The sequence below is a fragment of the Variovorax sp. CAN15 genome, assembly GCF_030462475.1.
Taxonomy (GTDB): domain Bacteria; phylum Pseudomonadota; class Gammaproteobacteria; order Burkholderiales; family Burkholderiaceae_C; genus Variovorax.
Map to the genome: position 1 here is coordinate 1 of NZ_JASMRZ010000051.1, position 15,124 is coordinate 15,124.

A 15,124-nucleotide genomic window follows, 5' to 3' on the forward strand; every position below is an offset into this window, starting at 1 on the left:
AGCGGCGTGCGGTCGTTCTGCCGCGCGATCAGCGGCACGCCGGCCACGTCGACGTGGATCAGCGTGTCGGCGCCCAGCGCCTCGATCAGCTCGACGCGGCCGAGCACGTCCGACACCGGCGCGCCCTGCTTCGGATCAGACGCAGGTAGCCGCGCAGTCTCGACATCGTCGTGCCGTGCCCCGAATCCGCAGCGCTCATCGGGGCCACGAGGTGGACTTCCTGTGCCGAGCACAGCAGCGGCAGGGCGGTTTCCAGCGCACGGGCGGACTCGCGCGCACCGCGCCATGCGACCAGCACCTTGCCGGGGTTCGGCGACACCCTGCCCGCGAGCGGTACGACCAGCGCCGGCTTGCCGCTGGCCAGCACGACCGCCTCGACGAAATCGGCCGGCACGTCGAAGCCGGTCTTGTCGCGCGGATCGCGCTGCCCCAGCACCATGAGATCGCAGGTCAGCGCATGCTGGACGAAGCTTTCGACGACGGGCTCGCCGCGCAGCTCGCGCCAGTCGCTGCGGCTGGCGTGGTCCTGCAGCAGGCGCTCGAACACCGCCGCGGCATGCGCGCGGTGCTCGGGGTCTATGTCTCCGGCCATCGGCATCGGAGGCAGGCCGCCGATCATCGGCAGAACGGCCAGCACCGAGGGCGACACCGCGAAGAGCGCGGTCAGGGCCGAGCCGTGTAATGCCGCCAGGCGGTGGGCGAGGCGCAGGCGCACCTCGGCGCGGTCCGTGCCGTCGAGGTGGACGAGGATCGAACGAAGCGTGCTCATGTCAGGCTGCGCGCGCGCCGGATGAGTGGTCGGCGGCCACCGTGGACGGCATGGCCGGCATGAGGTCGGTGCCGGCGGTGTCGAACCAGCGGCAGATCGAATCGGCGCCGAACCTGAAGGGCGCCCGCTCGTGCAGGAAGCCCCGTGCGAGCTCGCCGCCCGCATCCACGGGAATGCCCGCGGCCTGGAGCAAGGCGATGCGCCCCTGCTCCGTGGTCCCGAAGGGAATCCGGACCGTGATGTCGGCAAGCCGGTAGTGACGCGGCATGGGTTTGCTTCTCCTCTGAGCGGATGTGTCCGTGTGTGCGGGGTCCGGTTCACTCTAGGAGTTCGACGCGGCCGCGGCCTTGCGATGGATCAAGGCCGCGGCGGGGCGCGCACCCATCATGGGTGCCCGACCTTCCGCCGATGGCCATGACAAGCTTCACCGTCGACAGCCCGAGACTTCCCGAACTGCCCGTCCAGCCGATCTGCTGCGACGTGCTGATGGAGAAGTACGCGCAGGACGGCGAGCATGGCATCGACGACATCCACCGCCGGGTGGCGCGGGCCCTGGCACAGGCCGAGAAAACCGGCGAGCGCGAGGCCTGGGAGGCGCGCTTCCTGCAGGCATTGCGCGACGGCTTCGTGCCCGCGGGGCGCATTCAGTCGGCGGCGGGCACGGCGCTGACGGCCACCCTGGTCAACTGCTTCGTTCAGCCCGTGGGCGACTCGATCACCGGCGACGACGAGGGCTATCCGGGGATCTACATCGCCCTCGCGGAGGCCGCCGAGACCATGCGCATGGGCGGCGGCGTCGGCTACGACTTCTCGCGCATCCGCCCGCGCGGGGCCTGGGTGGCCGGCACCCGTTCCAGCGCCTCCGGGCCCGTGCCGTTCATGCGCGTGTTCGATTGTTCCTGCCAGACGGTGGAGTCGGCCGGTGCGCGGCGGGGCGCACAGATGGGCGTGCTGCGCTGCGACCATCCCGACATCGAGGACTTCATCGGCGCGAAGGACCACGGCGAGCTGACCAACTTCAACCTGTCGGTGGCGCTGACCGATGCCTTCCTGCTGGCCGTGCTGGACGGCAGGGAGGTCGAGCTGGTGCACCGGGCCGAGCCCGGGCCGCGCATCCGCAGCGCGCAGCAGCACCGCCGCGAGGACGGACTGTGGGTGTACGGCCGCCGCCCCGCGAAGGCGCTGTGGGAGAGCATCATGCGCTCGGCCTACGCGCACGGCGAGCCGGGCGTGCTCTTCCTGGATCGCATCAACGCCGACAACAACCTCGCCAGCTGCGAGACGCTTGCCGCCGCGAACCCCTGCGGCGAGCAGCCCCTGCCGCCCTACGGCAGCTGCTGCCTCGGGTCGATCGACCTGACGCGCTTCGTGAAGGACCCCTTCGAGCCGGCGGCACGCTTCGACGAGGAAGCCTTCTCCCGGCTCGCCGCGCTGGCCGTGCGCATGCTCGACAACGTGCTGGACATCACGGCCTGGCCGCTGGAGCGCCAGGGCCGCGAGGCGATGCTGAAGCGGCGCATCGGCCTGGGCTTCACCGGCCTGGGGGACGCGCTGGTCATGCTCAACCTGCGCTACGACGCGCCACCGGGCCGCGCCGCCGCACGGCGCATCGCGCGGCTGCTGCGCGACGCGGCCTATGCCGCTTCGTGCGCGCTGGCCCGCGAGCGCGGGGCATTCCCGCTCTTCGATGCCGGTACGTACCTCGGGCGGGGCACCTTCGCGTCCCGCCTGTCCGAACCGATGAAGACGCGCATCCGCGCCCGGGGCATGCGCAACTCGCACCTGCTGTCGATCGCGCCCACGGGCACCATCAGCCTGGCCTTCGCCGACAACGCGAGCAGCGGCATCGAGCCGGCCTTCGCGTGGACCTGCACGCGGCGCAGGCGCCTGCCTGAAGGCGGGACGCGGGAATACGAGGTCGAGGATCACGCGCTGAGGCTGTATCGCCAGCGCAGGGGCGAGCGCACGGCGCTCGGGCCGGCCTTCGTCACGGCGCTGCAGATGAGCGCCAGGGCGCATTTGGACATGGTGGCGGCGGTGGCGCCCTACATCGATGCCGCCATCTCGAAGACGGTCAATGTGCCCGTCGACTGTGCCTTCGAAGACTTCGAGGAGCTCTACATGCACGCCTGGCAGCTCGGGCTCAAGGGCCTGGCCGCCTACCGATCGGGCTCGGCGGCGCAGGGTTCGGTGCTGGAAGTGCGCACGCGGCCGGCGTGCAGCGGCTGCGCGGCGCCGGTGGCCTCGGCCTGATCCGGCTCAGGTCCGCAGCCAGGTGGCCGCGATGCATGCGCAGCCCAGGCTGGCCAGCAGTGCCACCCCCACGCGCAGCGCATAGGCGCGCCCGCCCGCGCCGAACGCCACCGCGCAGCGTGTGAGCGTGTTGGTGCCCACGGCCACCAGCACGCCCTGGATGAACAGGTCGGTCGTCAAAGTGCCGGCTGCGTGCAGCGATGCGAGCGAAGCCACGGGCGCGTGCGCATCCACCAGGGCCGCGAGCGCGATGCCGGCCTGAAGCCCCGCATCGCCGAAGTGCCGCTGCGCCGAGCCCACCAGCAGCGCGACGAGCGCCAGCGCGAGCGCGACGGCGAGGGCTTCGCGCGGACGCAGCGCGCTGCGCTGCGTGGCGGGTGGCTCGACGGCCGCGGCGTCGCGCGACGTCAGCAGCGGCAACAGGCCTGCGGCCACGGCGCCCGCCGCGCCGGCCAGCGCCACGGGCAGAAGGGCGGCCCCCGCCTGCGGCGACAGCGCGCTCGTCATCGCGATCGCCAGCACCCAGGTCGCCACCGCCGACAGCGCCGCGGCGCCGGCCAGCAGCCCGGTATGCAGCGGCTGCGCCCGCGCACGGTTGCCGAACGAGGCCACCGTGGCGGTGCTGGAGACGAAGCCCGACGCGAAGCCCGCGCCCAGCAGGCCGCCGCGCACGCCGAGCCATCGCACCGCCGCCTGTCCGGCGGCCTGCATCGCCATGATCAGCAGCACCATCGAGGCCAGCGGCCGGGGGTTGATGCCGCCGAGCATCTCGATCGGCCGCGAGGGTATGAGCGGCAGCGCGATGAGGGCGAGCGCCGCCAGCAGCACGCCGTCGTGCAGCTCCTGCTCGCTCAGCAACTGCGTGGCGAACCGGTGCAGCCTGCGGCGCGCCGCCAGCAGCAGCGCCAGGCCCATTCCGCAGGCAGCGCCCAGCCCCGGTTCGACGACGCACAGCACGCCGATCAGGTAAGTCGCGAAGAGCGCGATCTCGGTGGTCATGCCGGGGTCCGGCGAGCGGCTCTTCCAGTGCGACACCGCGGCCAGCGCGGCGACGAGCGCGCCGCCGATCGGCACCAGCGCCGCGAAGGAGAGGGCCTGCGCTATCGCACCCGTCAGCGCGACGATGGCGAAGGTGCGCAGTCCCGCCGCCGCGCGGCGCTCGCCGTCGCCCTTGCGGCGCTCGCGCTCGATGCCGATCACGAGGCCGATGCCCACGGCCACGGCGAGTCCGACGATCGTGGCCGACGGGCCGGGGAAGTTCATGCACGCAGTCTCTCCGGCAGGCGCGCCGCGTCAAGGCGTGCGCGCGGATGTCCCTTGCGCTGGATCAAGGCAGCCGCGCCCACGCGGGCATAACGTGCCGGGCATGAAAGCACTCGTCTACCAGGGCCCCGGCCTGAAGTCGCTCGAAGACCGCCCGAAGCCGGAAATCCTGGCGCCGGGCGACGCCATCGTCCGGATACTCAAGACCACCATCTGCGGCACCGACCTGCACATCCTCAAGGGAGACGTGCCCAGCTGCACGCCGGGGCGCATCCTCGGCCACGAGGGCGTGGGCGTGGTCGAGACCGTGGGTGCCGGCGTGACCGCGTTCCACCCCGGTGACCACGTGTTGATCTCGTGCATCTCGTCGTGCGGCAAGTGCGAGAACTGCCGCCGCGGCATGTATTCGCACTGCGCCACCGGCGGCTGGATCCTGGGCAACACCATCGACGGCACGCAGGCCGAGTACGTGCGCATACCGCACGCCGACACCAGCCTCTACCCCGTGCCGGCCGGCGCGGACGAGGACGCGCTGGTGATGCTCAGCGACATCCTGCCCACCGGCTTCGAGTGCGGTGTGCTCAACGGCAAGGTGGCGCCCGGCAGCACGGTGGCCATCGTCGGCGCGGGCCCGATCGGGCTGGCCACGCTGCTCACGGCCCAGTTCTACTCGCCCTCGCAGATCATCCTCATCGACCTGGACGAGGGCAGGCTGGAGGTCGCGCGCCGCTTCGGCGCCACGCACACGATCAACAGCACCGGCGGCAACGCGGCCGAGGCGGTGCTCGCGCTCACCGGCGGACGCGGTGTGGACGTATCCATCGAGGCCGTGGGCATCCCGGCCACCTTCGTGCTGTGCCAGGACATCGTGGCGCCCGGCGGCACCATCGCGAACATCGGCGTGCACGGGCATGCGGCCGACCTTCACCTGGAGCGCCTGTGGTCGCAGAACATCGCGATCACCACGCGGCTGGTCGACACCGTGTCGACGCCCATGCTGCTGAAGACGGTGCAGTCCGGCAAGGTGGACCCGGCCCGGCTGATCACGCACCGGTTCAGGCTTGCCCAGGTCATCGATGCCTACGACACCTTCGCGCGCGCGGCCGAGACGCATGCGCTGAAGGTGCTCATCGAGACGTAGCGCCCCGAAAGGCCGTGCCGCGCCTTTCCCGCTGTCTTTCTTTTTTCTTTTTTCTTTTTCGTACGGATATCCGCCATGTCGCTTTTCCACGCCGTCGCCTGGGTCGATCACCACGCCGCGCAAGTCTTCCAGTTCGATGCTTCGCAGGTCCTTGCGCAGCAGGTCAGGGAGCACGCGCGCTACACCCGCCAGCACGGCAGCAGCGTTCGCAGCGAACACGAGTTCTTCGGCGAAGTCTGCGACGCCCTGAAGGGGATCACGCAGGTGCTCGTCACCGGCTCCCGCATGGCGCAGGCCGACTTTCGTCACTACGTCGAGAAGCACCGGCCCGAAGTGGCGGGGCAGATCGTCGGCTGGGAGACGGCGGAGCACATGAGCGCCAACGAGCTCGTCGCGCTGGCCCGGCGGTATTTCTCGGTGCACGAGGGCATGGCGGCGCCCATGAAGGCCGGTTGAGCGGGAGCGGCTCCGTGAAGATGCTGCGCCATCTCGCCGCCCTCGGGCTGACGTCCGCGCTCGCAGGCATCGCGGCCGCGCAGGTGGCCGGTGCCACGCGCACGGGTGCGACGCTGACCGAAACCGGGCAGCTGATCCCGGGATGGAGCGCGAAGCAGAGCATCCTCGGGCGTGCCGTGTATGACGCGTCGGGCGAACGGATCGGCAAGGCGCTGGACCTGATCGTCGGCACCGACAGGCGCGTGACCTTCCTGATCGTGGAGATGGGAACCTTTCCCTCGGGCTCGCGGCACCTGGTCGCCGTGCCGGCATCGCAGCTCGCGGTGCGCGGCGGACGCCTGCTGCTGCCCGATGCCGATCGCCAGGCGCTGGCGTTGCAGCCCGCGTTCGTCCATGCCCCCGTCACCCGCACGCAGAGTGCGATCGTCGAGCAGGCACTGCAGGACGCCGACAGGGCACGGCGGACCATCGCGCGGCTGGAGCGCCAGCTGGCGCACGGCGAGGGCGGCGAGGCCCGTGCGAGCCTGGAGCGGCAGATCCTCGTGCTGCGGCAGGCCGTGCATGCGGTGGAGGAGAAGGTGGCCGAGATGGATGCCGCCGACTCCGACCGATGGCAGGCCGCGGAGGCCCAGGTCGGCCAGGCCGCGGCGCGCCTGCGAAGCGCGATGCGCGGCGCGCCGGCCTGAAGGGAACCGGGAACCGCACGCGGCTTGATGTGCGTCAACCTGCGCCCGTGGCATGTACCTAGGATGGACCGAAGACTCTTGGAGACATTTCTCATGCCCGCGGAACCTTTCCCCCTCATCCAGACGCAGCCGGTGCCGCCTGACGGCAGCTACCTCCAGGCCATCATGAACTGGCAGATCGCGATTGCGGGGAGCGCGCTGCAGGCGCAGCTGAGGCAACTGGAGTTGATGGCCGACTGGCAGCGCTCCTTCGGTGCCGTGCAGCGCGAGCTCACCGACCAGTGGATCTGCAGGTTCGGCGGCGGCGTGCCGCTGGACGGTTAGGCGAAAGCGGAAACGGACGCTCCCATGACGCTGTCGCAGCCCCTGCGCAACATGCTCGACGACCTGGGGCGGCGGTCCGCGGCCTGCTTCGCCATCGCGATGCCCGATGGCAGCCGCCACCGCGCCGGCGAGGGCGAGCCGGCCTTCACCGTCGTCTTCCACACCGAGGCCGCCTTGTTCGCCACCGCGACGCGCGGCCACATCGGCCTGATGGAGGCCTATTTCGACCAGGAAGTGGATGTGCAGGGCGATTTCGGCGCGGCCCTGGCGGCGGGCATGGCCGCCGGCTTCGACCATCGGGCCGGCGCGCTCAACGGTATCGAGAACAGCCTGCACGAGCTGCGGCACTCCAACCGCGACCCCGCCCAGGCCAAGGCCAATGCCCGTGCGCACTACGGACTGGGCACGGGCTTCTACCGCCTGTGGCTCGACGATCCGCTCATGATGTACACCTGCGGCTACTGGCCCGAAGGCACGCACAGCCTCGAGGAGGCGCAGCGCCGCAAGATCGACCACGTCTGCCGCAAGATCCTGCTGTGCCCCGAAGACCACTTCATCGACATCGGCTGCGGCTTCGGCGGCTTCATGTTCCGCGCCCAGGAGAAGACCGGCGCCACGGGTGTGGGGCTCAACACCACCACCGAGCAGGTCGAGTGGCTGCGCGACGAGATCGAGCGCCGCGGGCTCGAAGCCTCGCTGCAGGTGCGCGAGGCCGACTTTCGCGACGTCGACGAGCAGTACGACAAGGTCGTCTCCATCGGCACGCTGGAGCACGCCGGCCGCGACCAGCTGCCGGAGGTGGTCCGGGCCCATGCGGAGTTCCTGAAGCCCGGCGGGCTCGGCATCCTGCACTTCATCGGCCATGTGGGCCGCTTCGAGACGGAGCTCTTCATCCGCAAGCACGTGTTCCCGGGCGGCTGGATTCCCAGCCTCGCCGATGTGATCGTGGAGATGGAGCGCAACGGCCTGGAGGTGCTGGACATCGAGAACCTCCGCCGCCACTACGCGCCGACCCTCGATGCCTGGGCCCGGCGCTTCGATGAGCACTGGCCCGCGATACAGCGCCTCGATCCGCAGCGATTCGACGAACGCTTCCGGCGCGTCTGGCGCACCTACCTGGTCGGCTGCGCCGAGATGTTCCGGTCGCCAGAGGGTTACACGCACCTGTTCCAGGTCGTCTTCAGCAAGGGCAACGTGACGCCGCGCAGCTACCCGATGGACCGGGCGCACCTGTACGAGCCCGGGCAATGACCTCCGGCAATGAGGCGCGGGCCCACGAGGCGCGCAGAGGCCGCCTGCTGGACGCCATGCGCGAAGGCGGCGCGGGGCCGGGGGCGCCGATCGCGCTGGCGAAGCGCACGTCGAATCTCTTCCGCGACCGCGAGGCCGGCCCCCGGCGAAGGATCGACCTCGGCGAATTCGACCATGTCATCGACGTCGACGCGTCGCGCGGCACGGTCGAGGTCGAGGGCATGGCCACCTACGAGACGCTGGTGGACGCCACGCTGCGGCACGGCCTGATGCCGGCGGTGGTGCCGCAGCTCAAGACCATCACCGCGGGCGGGGCGGTGGCGGGCGTGGGCATCGAGGCCACGTCGATGCGCCAGGGGCTGGTCCACCACACGATGCTCGAGCTCGACGTGCTGCTGCCGGACGGCCGCATCGTCCGCTGCACGCCTGACAACGAGCACCGCGACCTGTTCTTCGGCTTTCCGAACTCGTACGGATCGCTGGGCTACGCGCTGCGGCTGGTGCTGCGCACGCAGCCGGTGCTGCCGTTCGTGCGGGTGGAGCACGTCGCATACGGGCATCCGCGCGAATTCTTCGCGGCGCTGGCCGAGGCGGCGGAAGGCGATGCCGACTTCGTCGACGCCGTGGTGTTCGGCCCCCGGTCGATGGTGCTGAACGTCGCGCGCTTCGAGCGCGACGCGCCGTGGACGAGCAACTACGAATTCGAGCGCATCTACTACCGTTCGCTGCTGGAGATGCCGGTCGATCACCTCGCCGTGCGCGACTACCTCTGGCGCTGGGACACCGACTGGTTCTGGTGCTCGCGCAATTTCGCGGCGCAGCACCCGCTGGTGCGGCGCATGTTCGGCCGCAGCCATCTCAACTCCCGCACCTACACGCGGCTGATGCGCATGAACGCCCGCTGGGGCGTGACGAGGCGCATGGCCGCGCTGCGGGGGATGCATGTGGAACCGGTCATCCAGGACGTCGACATTCCGATCGGCTCCGCGCACAGCTTCCTGGAGTTCCTCGGGCGCGAGATCGGCATTCTTCCGGTCTGGATCTGCCCGGTGCATGTGCCGGACCCGGGCGCGGACTTCGTGCTGTACCCGCTCGAGGCGGGCACGCTGTACGTCAACTTCGGCTTCTGGGACGTGGTGGAGAGCCGCGAGGCGCACGAAGCCGGGCACTTCAACCGCCTGGTCGAGCAGGAGGTGCTGCGCCTGGGCGGCATCAAGTCGCTCTACTCCGACAGCTTCTTCACGCGCGAGGAGTTCGATCGTGCCTACGGCATGGATGCCTACGACGCACTGAAGCGCCGCTACGACCCCGAAGGGCGGGCGCCTCGCTTGTATGAAAAGTGCGTGCTCAAGCGCTGACCCGGCGCTGGCTTGATCGCCATCAACACCCGTGCACGCGGGACGCGTGAACATGTGCCCGAGGTCCGGTTCCCTCCGGTATTTCCTCCAGATGCCGTGCCTGGACGCGGCGCATCAACTTGCGGGGCAGACATGAATTTCAGAACCATCCTCGTCCACCTCGACCGCTCGGTCCGCAGCCCGGTGCGCGCGGCACTGGCAGCCCGGTGGGCGCGTTCGCACGAGAGCCATCTGACCGGGCTGATTCCCACCGGCCTGTACGACGGCGTGATTCCCGCCGACGCCATCGCCACCGGCATGACCGACTACATCGCCGAGTCGGCCGACTACCTGCGGCGCCGCGCCGAGGCCATCGCGCGCGAGTTCAGGCAGGACATCGCCGCCTCGGGGCCGCTGTCGTACGAGGTTCAGCTGGTCGACGGTGTCACCGAAGAGGCCGTGGTGCGCTACGGGCATGCGAGCGATCTCGTCGTGGTGGGGCAGAGCGACGAATCGACGAAGCGCGACAACGCGGCGCACGGCCTTGCCGGGCACCTGCTGATGGAAGTCGGCCGGCCGGTGCTCGTGGTTCCTTTCGCCGGCGAGTTCTCCGGCGTGCCCAGGAACATCGTGGTGGCGTGGGACGGCTCGCGAGAGGCGGCCGTGGCCCTCCATGCGGCATTGCCTGCCCTGCGCGGCGCGCGCGTCACGCTGCTGTCGCTGCGCCACCCGCGCGACGGCGATGATGCGCAACGCCTGCTGGTGCGGGAGATGCTCCAATTCCTGCTGCGCCACGGCGTGCAGGCGCGCGCCGAGTCCGAGGTGACCGAGATCGGCATTGCGGATGCGCTGCTTTCCCGGGTGTCCGACCTCGGTGCCGATCTTCTCGTGATGGGCGCCTACAGCCATTCGCGCCTTCGCGAGCGGATACTGGGCGGCGTGACGCGGCAGATACTGGCGCAGATGACCGTGCCCGTGCTGATGGCGCACTGAGCCCTTCGGGCGCTTGCGGCGCCCGTTCTTCCTGTTTTCCATTCCGGACCTCGCCATCCGGCACCCGCCGCATGGACACCACACTGGTCGACGCACTGCGCGCGGAACTCCAGCGCGAAACCGGACAGGCCGTGGCGCTGGTCGAGACGCACATCTCCTGGGTGCTGCTGACTGCGACGCAGGCCTTGAAGCTCAAGAAGCCGGTGCGGCTGCCGTTCCTCGACTTCGGCAGCGTCGAGTCGCGCAGGCACTTCTGCGAAGAAGAGCTGCGCCTGAACCGGCGTTTCGCGCCATCGCTCTACATCGACGTGGCCCCGGTCTGCGGCACGCGCGAGTCGCCCCGCATCGGCGGTGGCGGCACGCMGGTCGACCACGTGGTGCGCATGCGGCGTTTTTCCGAATCCGCGCTGCTGCGCAATCTGCTGGCGTCGAACGCGCTGGAGCCACGGTTGCTCGACAGCTTCGCGCAGCGGCTGGCCGGACTGCATGGGGAGGCGCCGCGCGCGGCGCCGGTTTCCGGCTTCGGCGCGCCCGACGCGATCGTCCGCGCGGCGAACGACGTACTGGCCTCCCTGCGCGCCCAGGCGCGGCAAGGCGAGGGTGATCGTGCCGCATCGCTCGCTGAACTCGGCGCCTGGATCGACGAACAGGAACGGGCACTGCGCATGGCCTGGATCGCCCGCCAGCAGGCCGGTGCCGTGCGCGAATGCCACGGCGACCTGCACCTGGCCAACGTGGTGCTGGTCGATGGCGCGCTCACACCCTTCGACTGCATCGAGTTCGATCCGGCCCTGCGCTGGATCGACGTCATGAGCGACGTCGCCTTCCTCACCATGGACCTGAAGGCGCACGGCCATGGCGAACTCGCGTTCAGCTTCCTCGATGGCTGGCTGCAGCACGGCGGCGACTACGCGGGGCTGCAGGTGCTGCGCTTCTACGAGGTCTACAGGGCGCTGGTGCGGGCCATGGCTTCAGGCATGGCGCCGGGAAGTCCGGGCGGGGGGACGAGGAGGCCGGACTACCTGGCATGCGCATGGCAACTGCTGACACAGCCGGAAGACGGGGCGCGGCTGATGATCACGCACGGGCTTTCGGGCTCCGGGAAATCCAGCGTGGCCCGGCAACTGCTTGGCGCCACCGGTGCCATCCGCTTGCGCTCCGACGTGGAACGCAAGCGCCTGTTCGGCCTTGCCCCACTGGAGCGCTCCGCCGCCGCGGGCCTGGACATCTACGGCGCGGATGCGACCCGCCGGACCTTCGAAAGGCTGCGAGCATGCGCCCGCGATGCCCTGCTGGCGGGCTACCCGGTGATCGTGGATGCGGCGTTCCTGCGCCGTGACGAGCGGCGCAGCTTCGGGACCCTGGCGACGGAGCTGCGCGTGCCTTTCTCGATCCTGGACTGCGTCGCCACGCCCGCCACGCTGCGGCGCCGGGTGGCCGACCGGGACGCGGCGGGCACGGACGCATCGGAAGCCGGGCCGGCCGTGCTGGAGCGGCAGCTGGCCACGCATGAGCCGCTCGATGCGCACGAGCGCGCGGCCGCCATCGAAGTGTCCACAGAAGACGCCATCGACATCGCTCGGCTGCGGTCCCGATGGCGCTCGGCGGGCCTTGCCCGCTGAAACCTCACTGGCTGGCCAGTGCTCCGCTGGGCAGCGTGAAGCGTTCGTGCTCGGCCTTCGCGCTTTCGGGCGCACGCACGAGCAACACGGGTACGGGCGACATGCGCAGGATGTGCTCCGCGCTGCTGCCCATGACCCAGCGGCCGATTCCGCGGCGGCCGTGCGTACCGATCACGATCAGTTCGGCCTTCCACGCCTGCGCTTCGGCGATCAACTGGTCGTGCACGGTGCCCTTGAAGCTGTCGAGCAGCACGGTCTCGGCCTCGACGCCTTCCCTGGTCGCCTCGGCCCGCGCGCCCTCGAGAAGCTTCGTTGCGTTGCCGCGCAGCTCCTCGAGCCAGTTGCCGGCATAACCCGCGTAGGCGTCCATGGCCAGCGCGAACGACAGCTCGTCGATGACGTGCGCCACGCGCAGCCGTCCACCCGTGAGCTTCGCGAGCTGGATGGCTTCGGCGAGACCCCGGCTGGCCGTTGAACTGCCGTCGATGGGAACAAGAATTCGCTTGTACATGGCACGACTCCGGTCTGTTGATTGGATCGCTCCAGTATCCGGACGAACGCCTCGCGCGGTTTGACGTCGATCAAAGGCGAAGCCCCGGAGCCGGACCGGGCTTGATCTGGAGCAACCCTGCGCGCAAGCGAAAGCGCGACCCTCGGGGCATGCACAGGAACACACTCATGCCCCACGCCACCGTTCGCATCATCCGGCAGGAGCACGCGGCGCTCGCCGCCATGCTCCGATCCATCGTCATGCTGCTCGAACAGCACCGCAGGAAGGGCACGCTGCCCGACTTCGCGACGCTCAGGGCGATGCTCTTCTACGTGGACGAATTCCCCGAGAAGCGCCACCACCGCAAGGAGACCGAGCTGCTGTTTCCCAAGCTGCGCGCCCGCACGCCGATCTCGCGGGAACTGCTGGACAGGCTCGACAGCGACCACGCCAAGGGCGAACGCCGGATCCGCAACGTGGAGCACGCGCTGCTCGCCTTCGAGATGCTCGGCGAGCCGCGGCGCGAGGAGTTCGAGAAAACCGTCGGCGAGTACGTCGATTTCTATCTCGACCACATGGCGCTCGAAGAGCGCGAGATCCTGCCGCTGGCCGAGCGGGTGCTGACCGAGGACGACTGGCGCGACCTCGACGACGCCTTCTCGCAGAACCGAGACCCGATGACCGGGCATGTGCCCGATACGGAATACAACGCGCTCTTCACGCGCATCGTCAACATCGTTCCCGCGCCGATCGGGCTGGGGCCGGCGCTGTAGGGGCCACCGGCTCTCCAGCTTCCTCTTCGGCGGTCAGCGCATCAGCACATAGGTGCCGGGCGCTTCGCAAAGCGGAGCAAGACCGCGCCGCGGCGCTCCCAACGCCGGCGGACGGCGCCTGGGCCCCGACTGCGCCGCGAGCCACTGATGGAAGCCAGGCCACCACGAACCTTCGACTTCGCGCGATTGCTCCAGGAAGTCGTCGGGCGGGACGTAGGCGCCATGCCTGCGCCGGCGCAGCACGCGGTAGCTGCGGTGCGCATGCCCGGGCTCGCTCACGATGCCCGCGTTGTGGCCGCCTTCGGTGAGCACGAAGCTCACATCGGAGTCGCACAGCAGGTTGAACTTGTAGACGGAACGCCAGGGCGCGACGTGGTCTGTGCGCGTTCCGAGAAGGAACACCGCAACGTCGATGTCGCCCAGCGAAACAGGTCGCCCGTCGACGAGGTAGCGGCCCTCGGCCAGTGCGTTTTCAAGGAAGAGGCTGCGCAGGTAGTCGGCGTGCATGCGGTAGGGCATGCGTGTGCCGTCCGCGTTCCAGGCCATCAGGTCGTTGGGCGCCTGGCGTTCGCCGAGCAGCCAGGTGCGCACCAGCGGTGCCCAGATCAGTTCGCCGGGGCGCAACGACTGGAAAGCCGCCGCCATCTGCGCCGCGCCCAGGAATCCCTGGTACGCCATGACGTCCTCGAGGAAGGCGAGCTGGCTTTCGTCGATGAACAGGCCGATCTCCCCGGGCTCGGTGAAATCGGTCTGCGCGGCCAGCAGCGAGAGCGAGGCGAGGCGGTCTTCCCCGTCGCGCGCCATCGCCGCCGCCGCGATGGCCATCAGCGTGCCGCCCAGGCAGTACCCGAGCGCATGCACGCGATGACCGGGCACCACGGCCTCGACGGCATCGAGGCTGGCGCGGATGCCCAGGCGCAGGTAGTCGTCCATTCCGAATCCGGCGTCTGCGGCAGCAGGGTTCTTCCAGGAGACGGCAAACACCGTGTGGCCCTGGCCGACGAGATAGCGGATGAGCGAGTTGTGCGGGGAGAGATCCAGCACGTAGTACTTCATGATCCAGGCGCTGACGACCAGCACCGGCTCGGCATGCACAGTGGGCGTGGAAGGCGCGTACTGGATGAGCTCGACGAGCTCGTTGCGCATGATGACCTTGCCCGGCGTGAGCGCCACCTCGTGCCCCGGCCTGAAAGCCTCGGCGCCGGCCTGCGGCATTCCGAAGGTGCCGCGCAACAGGTCTTCCGTGCCCTGAAGCGCGCCGGTGAGCAGGCTCATGCCCGCGGTCGCCGCGGCCTTCTTCAGCACCTGCGGGTTGGTCGCCGGGAAGTTGGCGGGCGAGACCATCTCGAGCCATTGCCGCACGGTGAAGGCGACCAGCTGTTCGTGGTGCCGGTCCACGCCGGGAACGTCACGGACCAGTTCGAGCAGCCGCCGTCCGCCCGATTCGAAGGCCTCGCGGTAAACGCAGAAGGGCCAGGCGGCCCATTCGTGCGCGGCCAGCCGGGCGGCCGGTTCCTGCGGACTCGCGAGGGGCAGGGCCTGGTGCAGCGCCAGGCCGGCGCCGCGTCCGGGCTGGGTCGCGAAGTGGACGGCCCAGTCGGACCACGCCAGCATCAGCGCCGCCGGAGACATGCCGCCGCCGAAGCGGCCCCAGGCGGCGTGGAGCAGGCGGTCGAGTTCGTTGTGCTGGCGGGTCAAGCCGTATCCTTTGAAGAAGGCGCCTCGGGGTTCCGAACGGCGCGGGTGTGATCCAGACGCCTCGTCGA

Annotated in this window: 14 protein-coding genes and 2 pseudogenes; 10 read left to right on the forward strand and 6 right to left on the reverse strand. The window is 70.0% G+C overall.

The window, feature by feature from the left end; all coding sequences use genetic code 11:
• The 3 genes and pseudogenes from QMO14_RS23525 to QMO14_RS23535 all read right to left on the reverse strand — a co-directional run.
• Positions 1 to 107 (reverse strand): annotated as a pseudogene (locus QMO14_RS23525) (TOBE domain-containing protein); the annotation flags it as partial.
• Positions 86 to 769 (reverse strand): universal stress protein, encoded by a 684-nt coding sequence (locus QMO14_RS23530; protein ID WP_301510137.1) that lies wholly within the window; start codon positions 767 to 769, stop codon positions 86 to 88. The gene QMO14_RS23530 and the pseudogene QMO14_RS23525, both read right to left, overlap by 22 nt.
• A gap of 1 nt (position 770) precedes the next feature.
• Positions 771 to 1,037 (reverse strand): hypothetical protein, encoded by a 267-nt coding sequence (locus tag QMO14_RS23535; protein WP_301510138.1) that lies wholly within the window; start codon positions 1,035 to 1,037, stop codon positions 771 to 773.
• Positions 1,038 to 1,255: 218 nt separating this feature from the next.
• Here QMO14_RS23535 and QMO14_RS23540 point away from each other — a divergent pair.
• Positions 1,256 to 2,971: pseudogene (locus QMO14_RS23540) on the forward strand (adenosylcobalamin-dependent ribonucleoside-diphosphate reductase); the annotation flags it as partial.
• Positions 2,972 to 3,028: 57 nt separating this feature from the next.
• Here QMO14_RS23540 and QMO14_RS23545 read toward each other — a convergent pair.
• The gene (locus QMO14_RS23545) at positions 3,029 to 4,285 is read right to left on the reverse strand and encodes a DUF4010 domain-containing protein (RefSeq protein ID WP_301510139.1); all 1,257 of its coding nucleotides are present in this window, start codon (positions 4,283 to 4,285) and stop codon (positions 3,029 to 3,031) included.
• 103 nt (positions 4,286 to 4,388) lie between these two features.
• Here QMO14_RS23545 and QMO14_RS23550 point away from each other — a divergent pair, with 103 nt between their 5' ends.
• The 8 genes from QMO14_RS23550 (at position 4,389) to QMO14_RS23585 (ending at position 12,095) form a co-directional block, all read left to right on the forward strand.
• Positions 4,389 to 5,426 (forward strand): zinc-dependent alcohol dehydrogenase family protein, encoded by a 1,038-nt coding sequence (locus tag QMO14_RS23550; protein ID WP_301510140.1) that lies wholly within the window; start codon positions 4,389 to 4,391, stop codon positions 5,424 to 5,426.
• A gap of 75 nt (positions 5,427 to 5,501) precedes the next feature.
• The gene (locus QMO14_RS23555) at positions 5,502 to 5,882 is read left to right on the forward strand and encodes a hypothetical protein (protein ID WP_301510141.1); all 381 of its coding nucleotides are present in this window, start codon (positions 5,502 to 5,504) and stop codon (positions 5,880 to 5,882) included.
• A gap of 20 nt (positions 5,883 to 5,902) precedes the next feature.
• Positions 5,903 to 6,568, forward strand: coding sequence for a PRC-barrel domain-containing protein (locus tag QMO14_RS23560; RefSeq protein ID WP_301510174.1), 666 nt, complete (start codon positions 5,903 to 5,905; stop codon positions 6,566 to 6,568).
• Positions 6,569 to 6,661: 93 nt separating this feature from the next.
• The gene (locus QMO14_RS23565; protein ID WP_301510142.1) at positions 6,662 to 6,892 is read left to right on the forward strand and encodes a hypothetical protein; all 231 of its coding nucleotides are present in this window, start codon (positions 6,662 to 6,664) and stop codon (positions 6,890 to 6,892) included.
• A gap of 24 nt (positions 6,893 to 6,916) precedes the next feature.
• Complete coding sequence (locus tag QMO14_RS23570; RefSeq protein ID WP_301510143.1) at positions 6,917 to 8,143, forward strand: cyclopropane-fatty-acyl-phospholipid synthase family protein; 1,227 nt, start codon at positions 6,917 to 6,919, stop codon at positions 8,141 to 8,143.
• Positions 8,140 to 9,501, forward strand: coding sequence for an FAD-binding protein (locus tag QMO14_RS23575; RefSeq protein ID WP_301510144.1), 1,362 nt, complete (start codon positions 8,140 to 8,142; stop codon positions 9,499 to 9,501). The genes QMO14_RS23570 and QMO14_RS23575 overlap by 4 nt, the downstream gene beginning before the upstream one ends.
• Before the next feature lie 132 nt (positions 9,502 to 9,633).
• Positions 9,634 to 10,473, forward strand: a complete 840-nt coding sequence (locus QMO14_RS23580; protein ID WP_301510145.1) for a universal stress protein — start codon at positions 9,634 to 9,636, stop codon at positions 10,471 to 10,473.
• Positions 10,474 to 10,544: 71 nt separating this feature from the next.
• The gene (locus QMO14_RS23585; protein WP_301510146.1) at positions 10,545 to 12,095 is read left to right on the forward strand and encodes a bifunctional aminoglycoside phosphotransferase/ATP-binding protein; all 1,551 of its coding nucleotides are present in this window, start codon (positions 10,545 to 10,547) and stop codon (positions 12,093 to 12,095) included.
• Positions 12,096 to 12,099: 4 nt separating this feature from the next.
• Here QMO14_RS23585 and QMO14_RS23590 read toward each other — a convergent pair whose 3' ends face one another.
• Positions 12,100 to 12,606, reverse strand: a complete 507-nt coding sequence (locus QMO14_RS23590) for a universal stress protein (protein ID WP_301510147.1) — start codon at positions 12,604 to 12,606, stop codon at positions 12,100 to 12,102.
• Between the two features lie 167 nt (positions 12,607 to 12,773).
• On the opposite strand from QMO14_RS23590, the gene QMO14_RS23595 reads away from it, so the two are divergent.
• Complete coding sequence (locus QMO14_RS23595) at positions 12,774 to 13,358, forward strand: hemerythrin domain-containing protein (protein ID WP_301510148.1); 585 nt, start codon at positions 12,774 to 12,776, stop codon at positions 13,356 to 13,358.
• Positions 13,359 to 13,391: 33 nt separating this feature from the next.
• Here QMO14_RS23595 and QMO14_RS23600 read toward each other — a convergent pair whose 3' ends face one another.
• A complete protein-coding gene (locus tag QMO14_RS23600; protein ID WP_301510149.1) occupies positions 13,392 to 15,056 on the reverse strand; it encodes an alpha/beta hydrolase in 1,665 nt (554 codons plus the stop codon).
• Positions 15,057 to 15,124: the final 68 nt, after the last annotated feature.

Bases quoted from the DNA above. Each gene is read 5' to 3' on its own strand.
- QMO14_RS23590 (WP_301510147.1), bottom strand. From the start codon at position 12,606: ATGTACAAGCGAATTCTTGTTCCCATCGACGGCAGTTCAACGGCCAGC.
- QMO14_RS23570 (WP_301510143.1), top strand. From the start codon at position 6,917: ATGACGCTGTCGCAGCCCCTGCGCAACATGCTCGACGACCTGGGGCGG.
- QMO14_RS23580 (WP_301510145.1), top strand. From the start codon at position 9,634: ATGAATTTCAGAACCATCCTCGTCCACCTCGACCGCTCGGTCCGCAGC.
- QMO14_RS23555 (WP_301510141.1), top strand. From the start codon at position 5,502: ATGTCGCTTTTCCACGCCGTCGCCTGGGTCGATCACCACGCCGCGCAA.
- QMO14_RS23575 (WP_301510144.1), top strand. From the start codon at position 8,140: ATGACCTCCGGCAATGAGGCGCGGGCCCACGAGGCGCGCAGAGGCCGC.
- QMO14_RS23530 (WP_301510137.1), bottom strand. From the start codon at position 769: ATGAGCACGCTTCGTTCGATCCTCGTCCACCTCGACGGCACGGACCGC.
- QMO14_RS23565 (WP_301510142.1), top strand. From the start codon at position 6,662: ATGCCCGCGGAACCTTTCCCCCTCATCCAGACGCAGCCGGTGCCGCCT.
- QMO14_RS23545 (WP_301510139.1), bottom strand. From the start codon at position 4,285: ATGAACTTCCCCGGCCCGTCGGCCACGATCGTCGGACTCGCCGTGGCC.
- QMO14_RS23535 (WP_301510138.1), bottom strand. From the start codon at position 1,037: ATGCCGCGTCACTACCGGCTTGCCGACATCACGGTCCGGATTCCCTTC.
- QMO14_RS23560 (WP_301510174.1), top strand. From the start codon at position 5,903: ATGCTGCGCCATCTCGCCGCCCTCGGGCTGACGTCCGCGCTCGCAGGC.
- QMO14_RS23595 (WP_301510148.1), top strand. From the start codon at position 12,774: ATGCCCCACGCCACCGTTCGCATCATCCGGCAGGAGCACGCGGCGCTC.
- QMO14_RS23550 (WP_301510140.1), top strand. From the start codon at position 4,389: ATGAAAGCACTCGTCTACCAGGGCCCCGGCCTGAAGTCGCTCGAAGAC.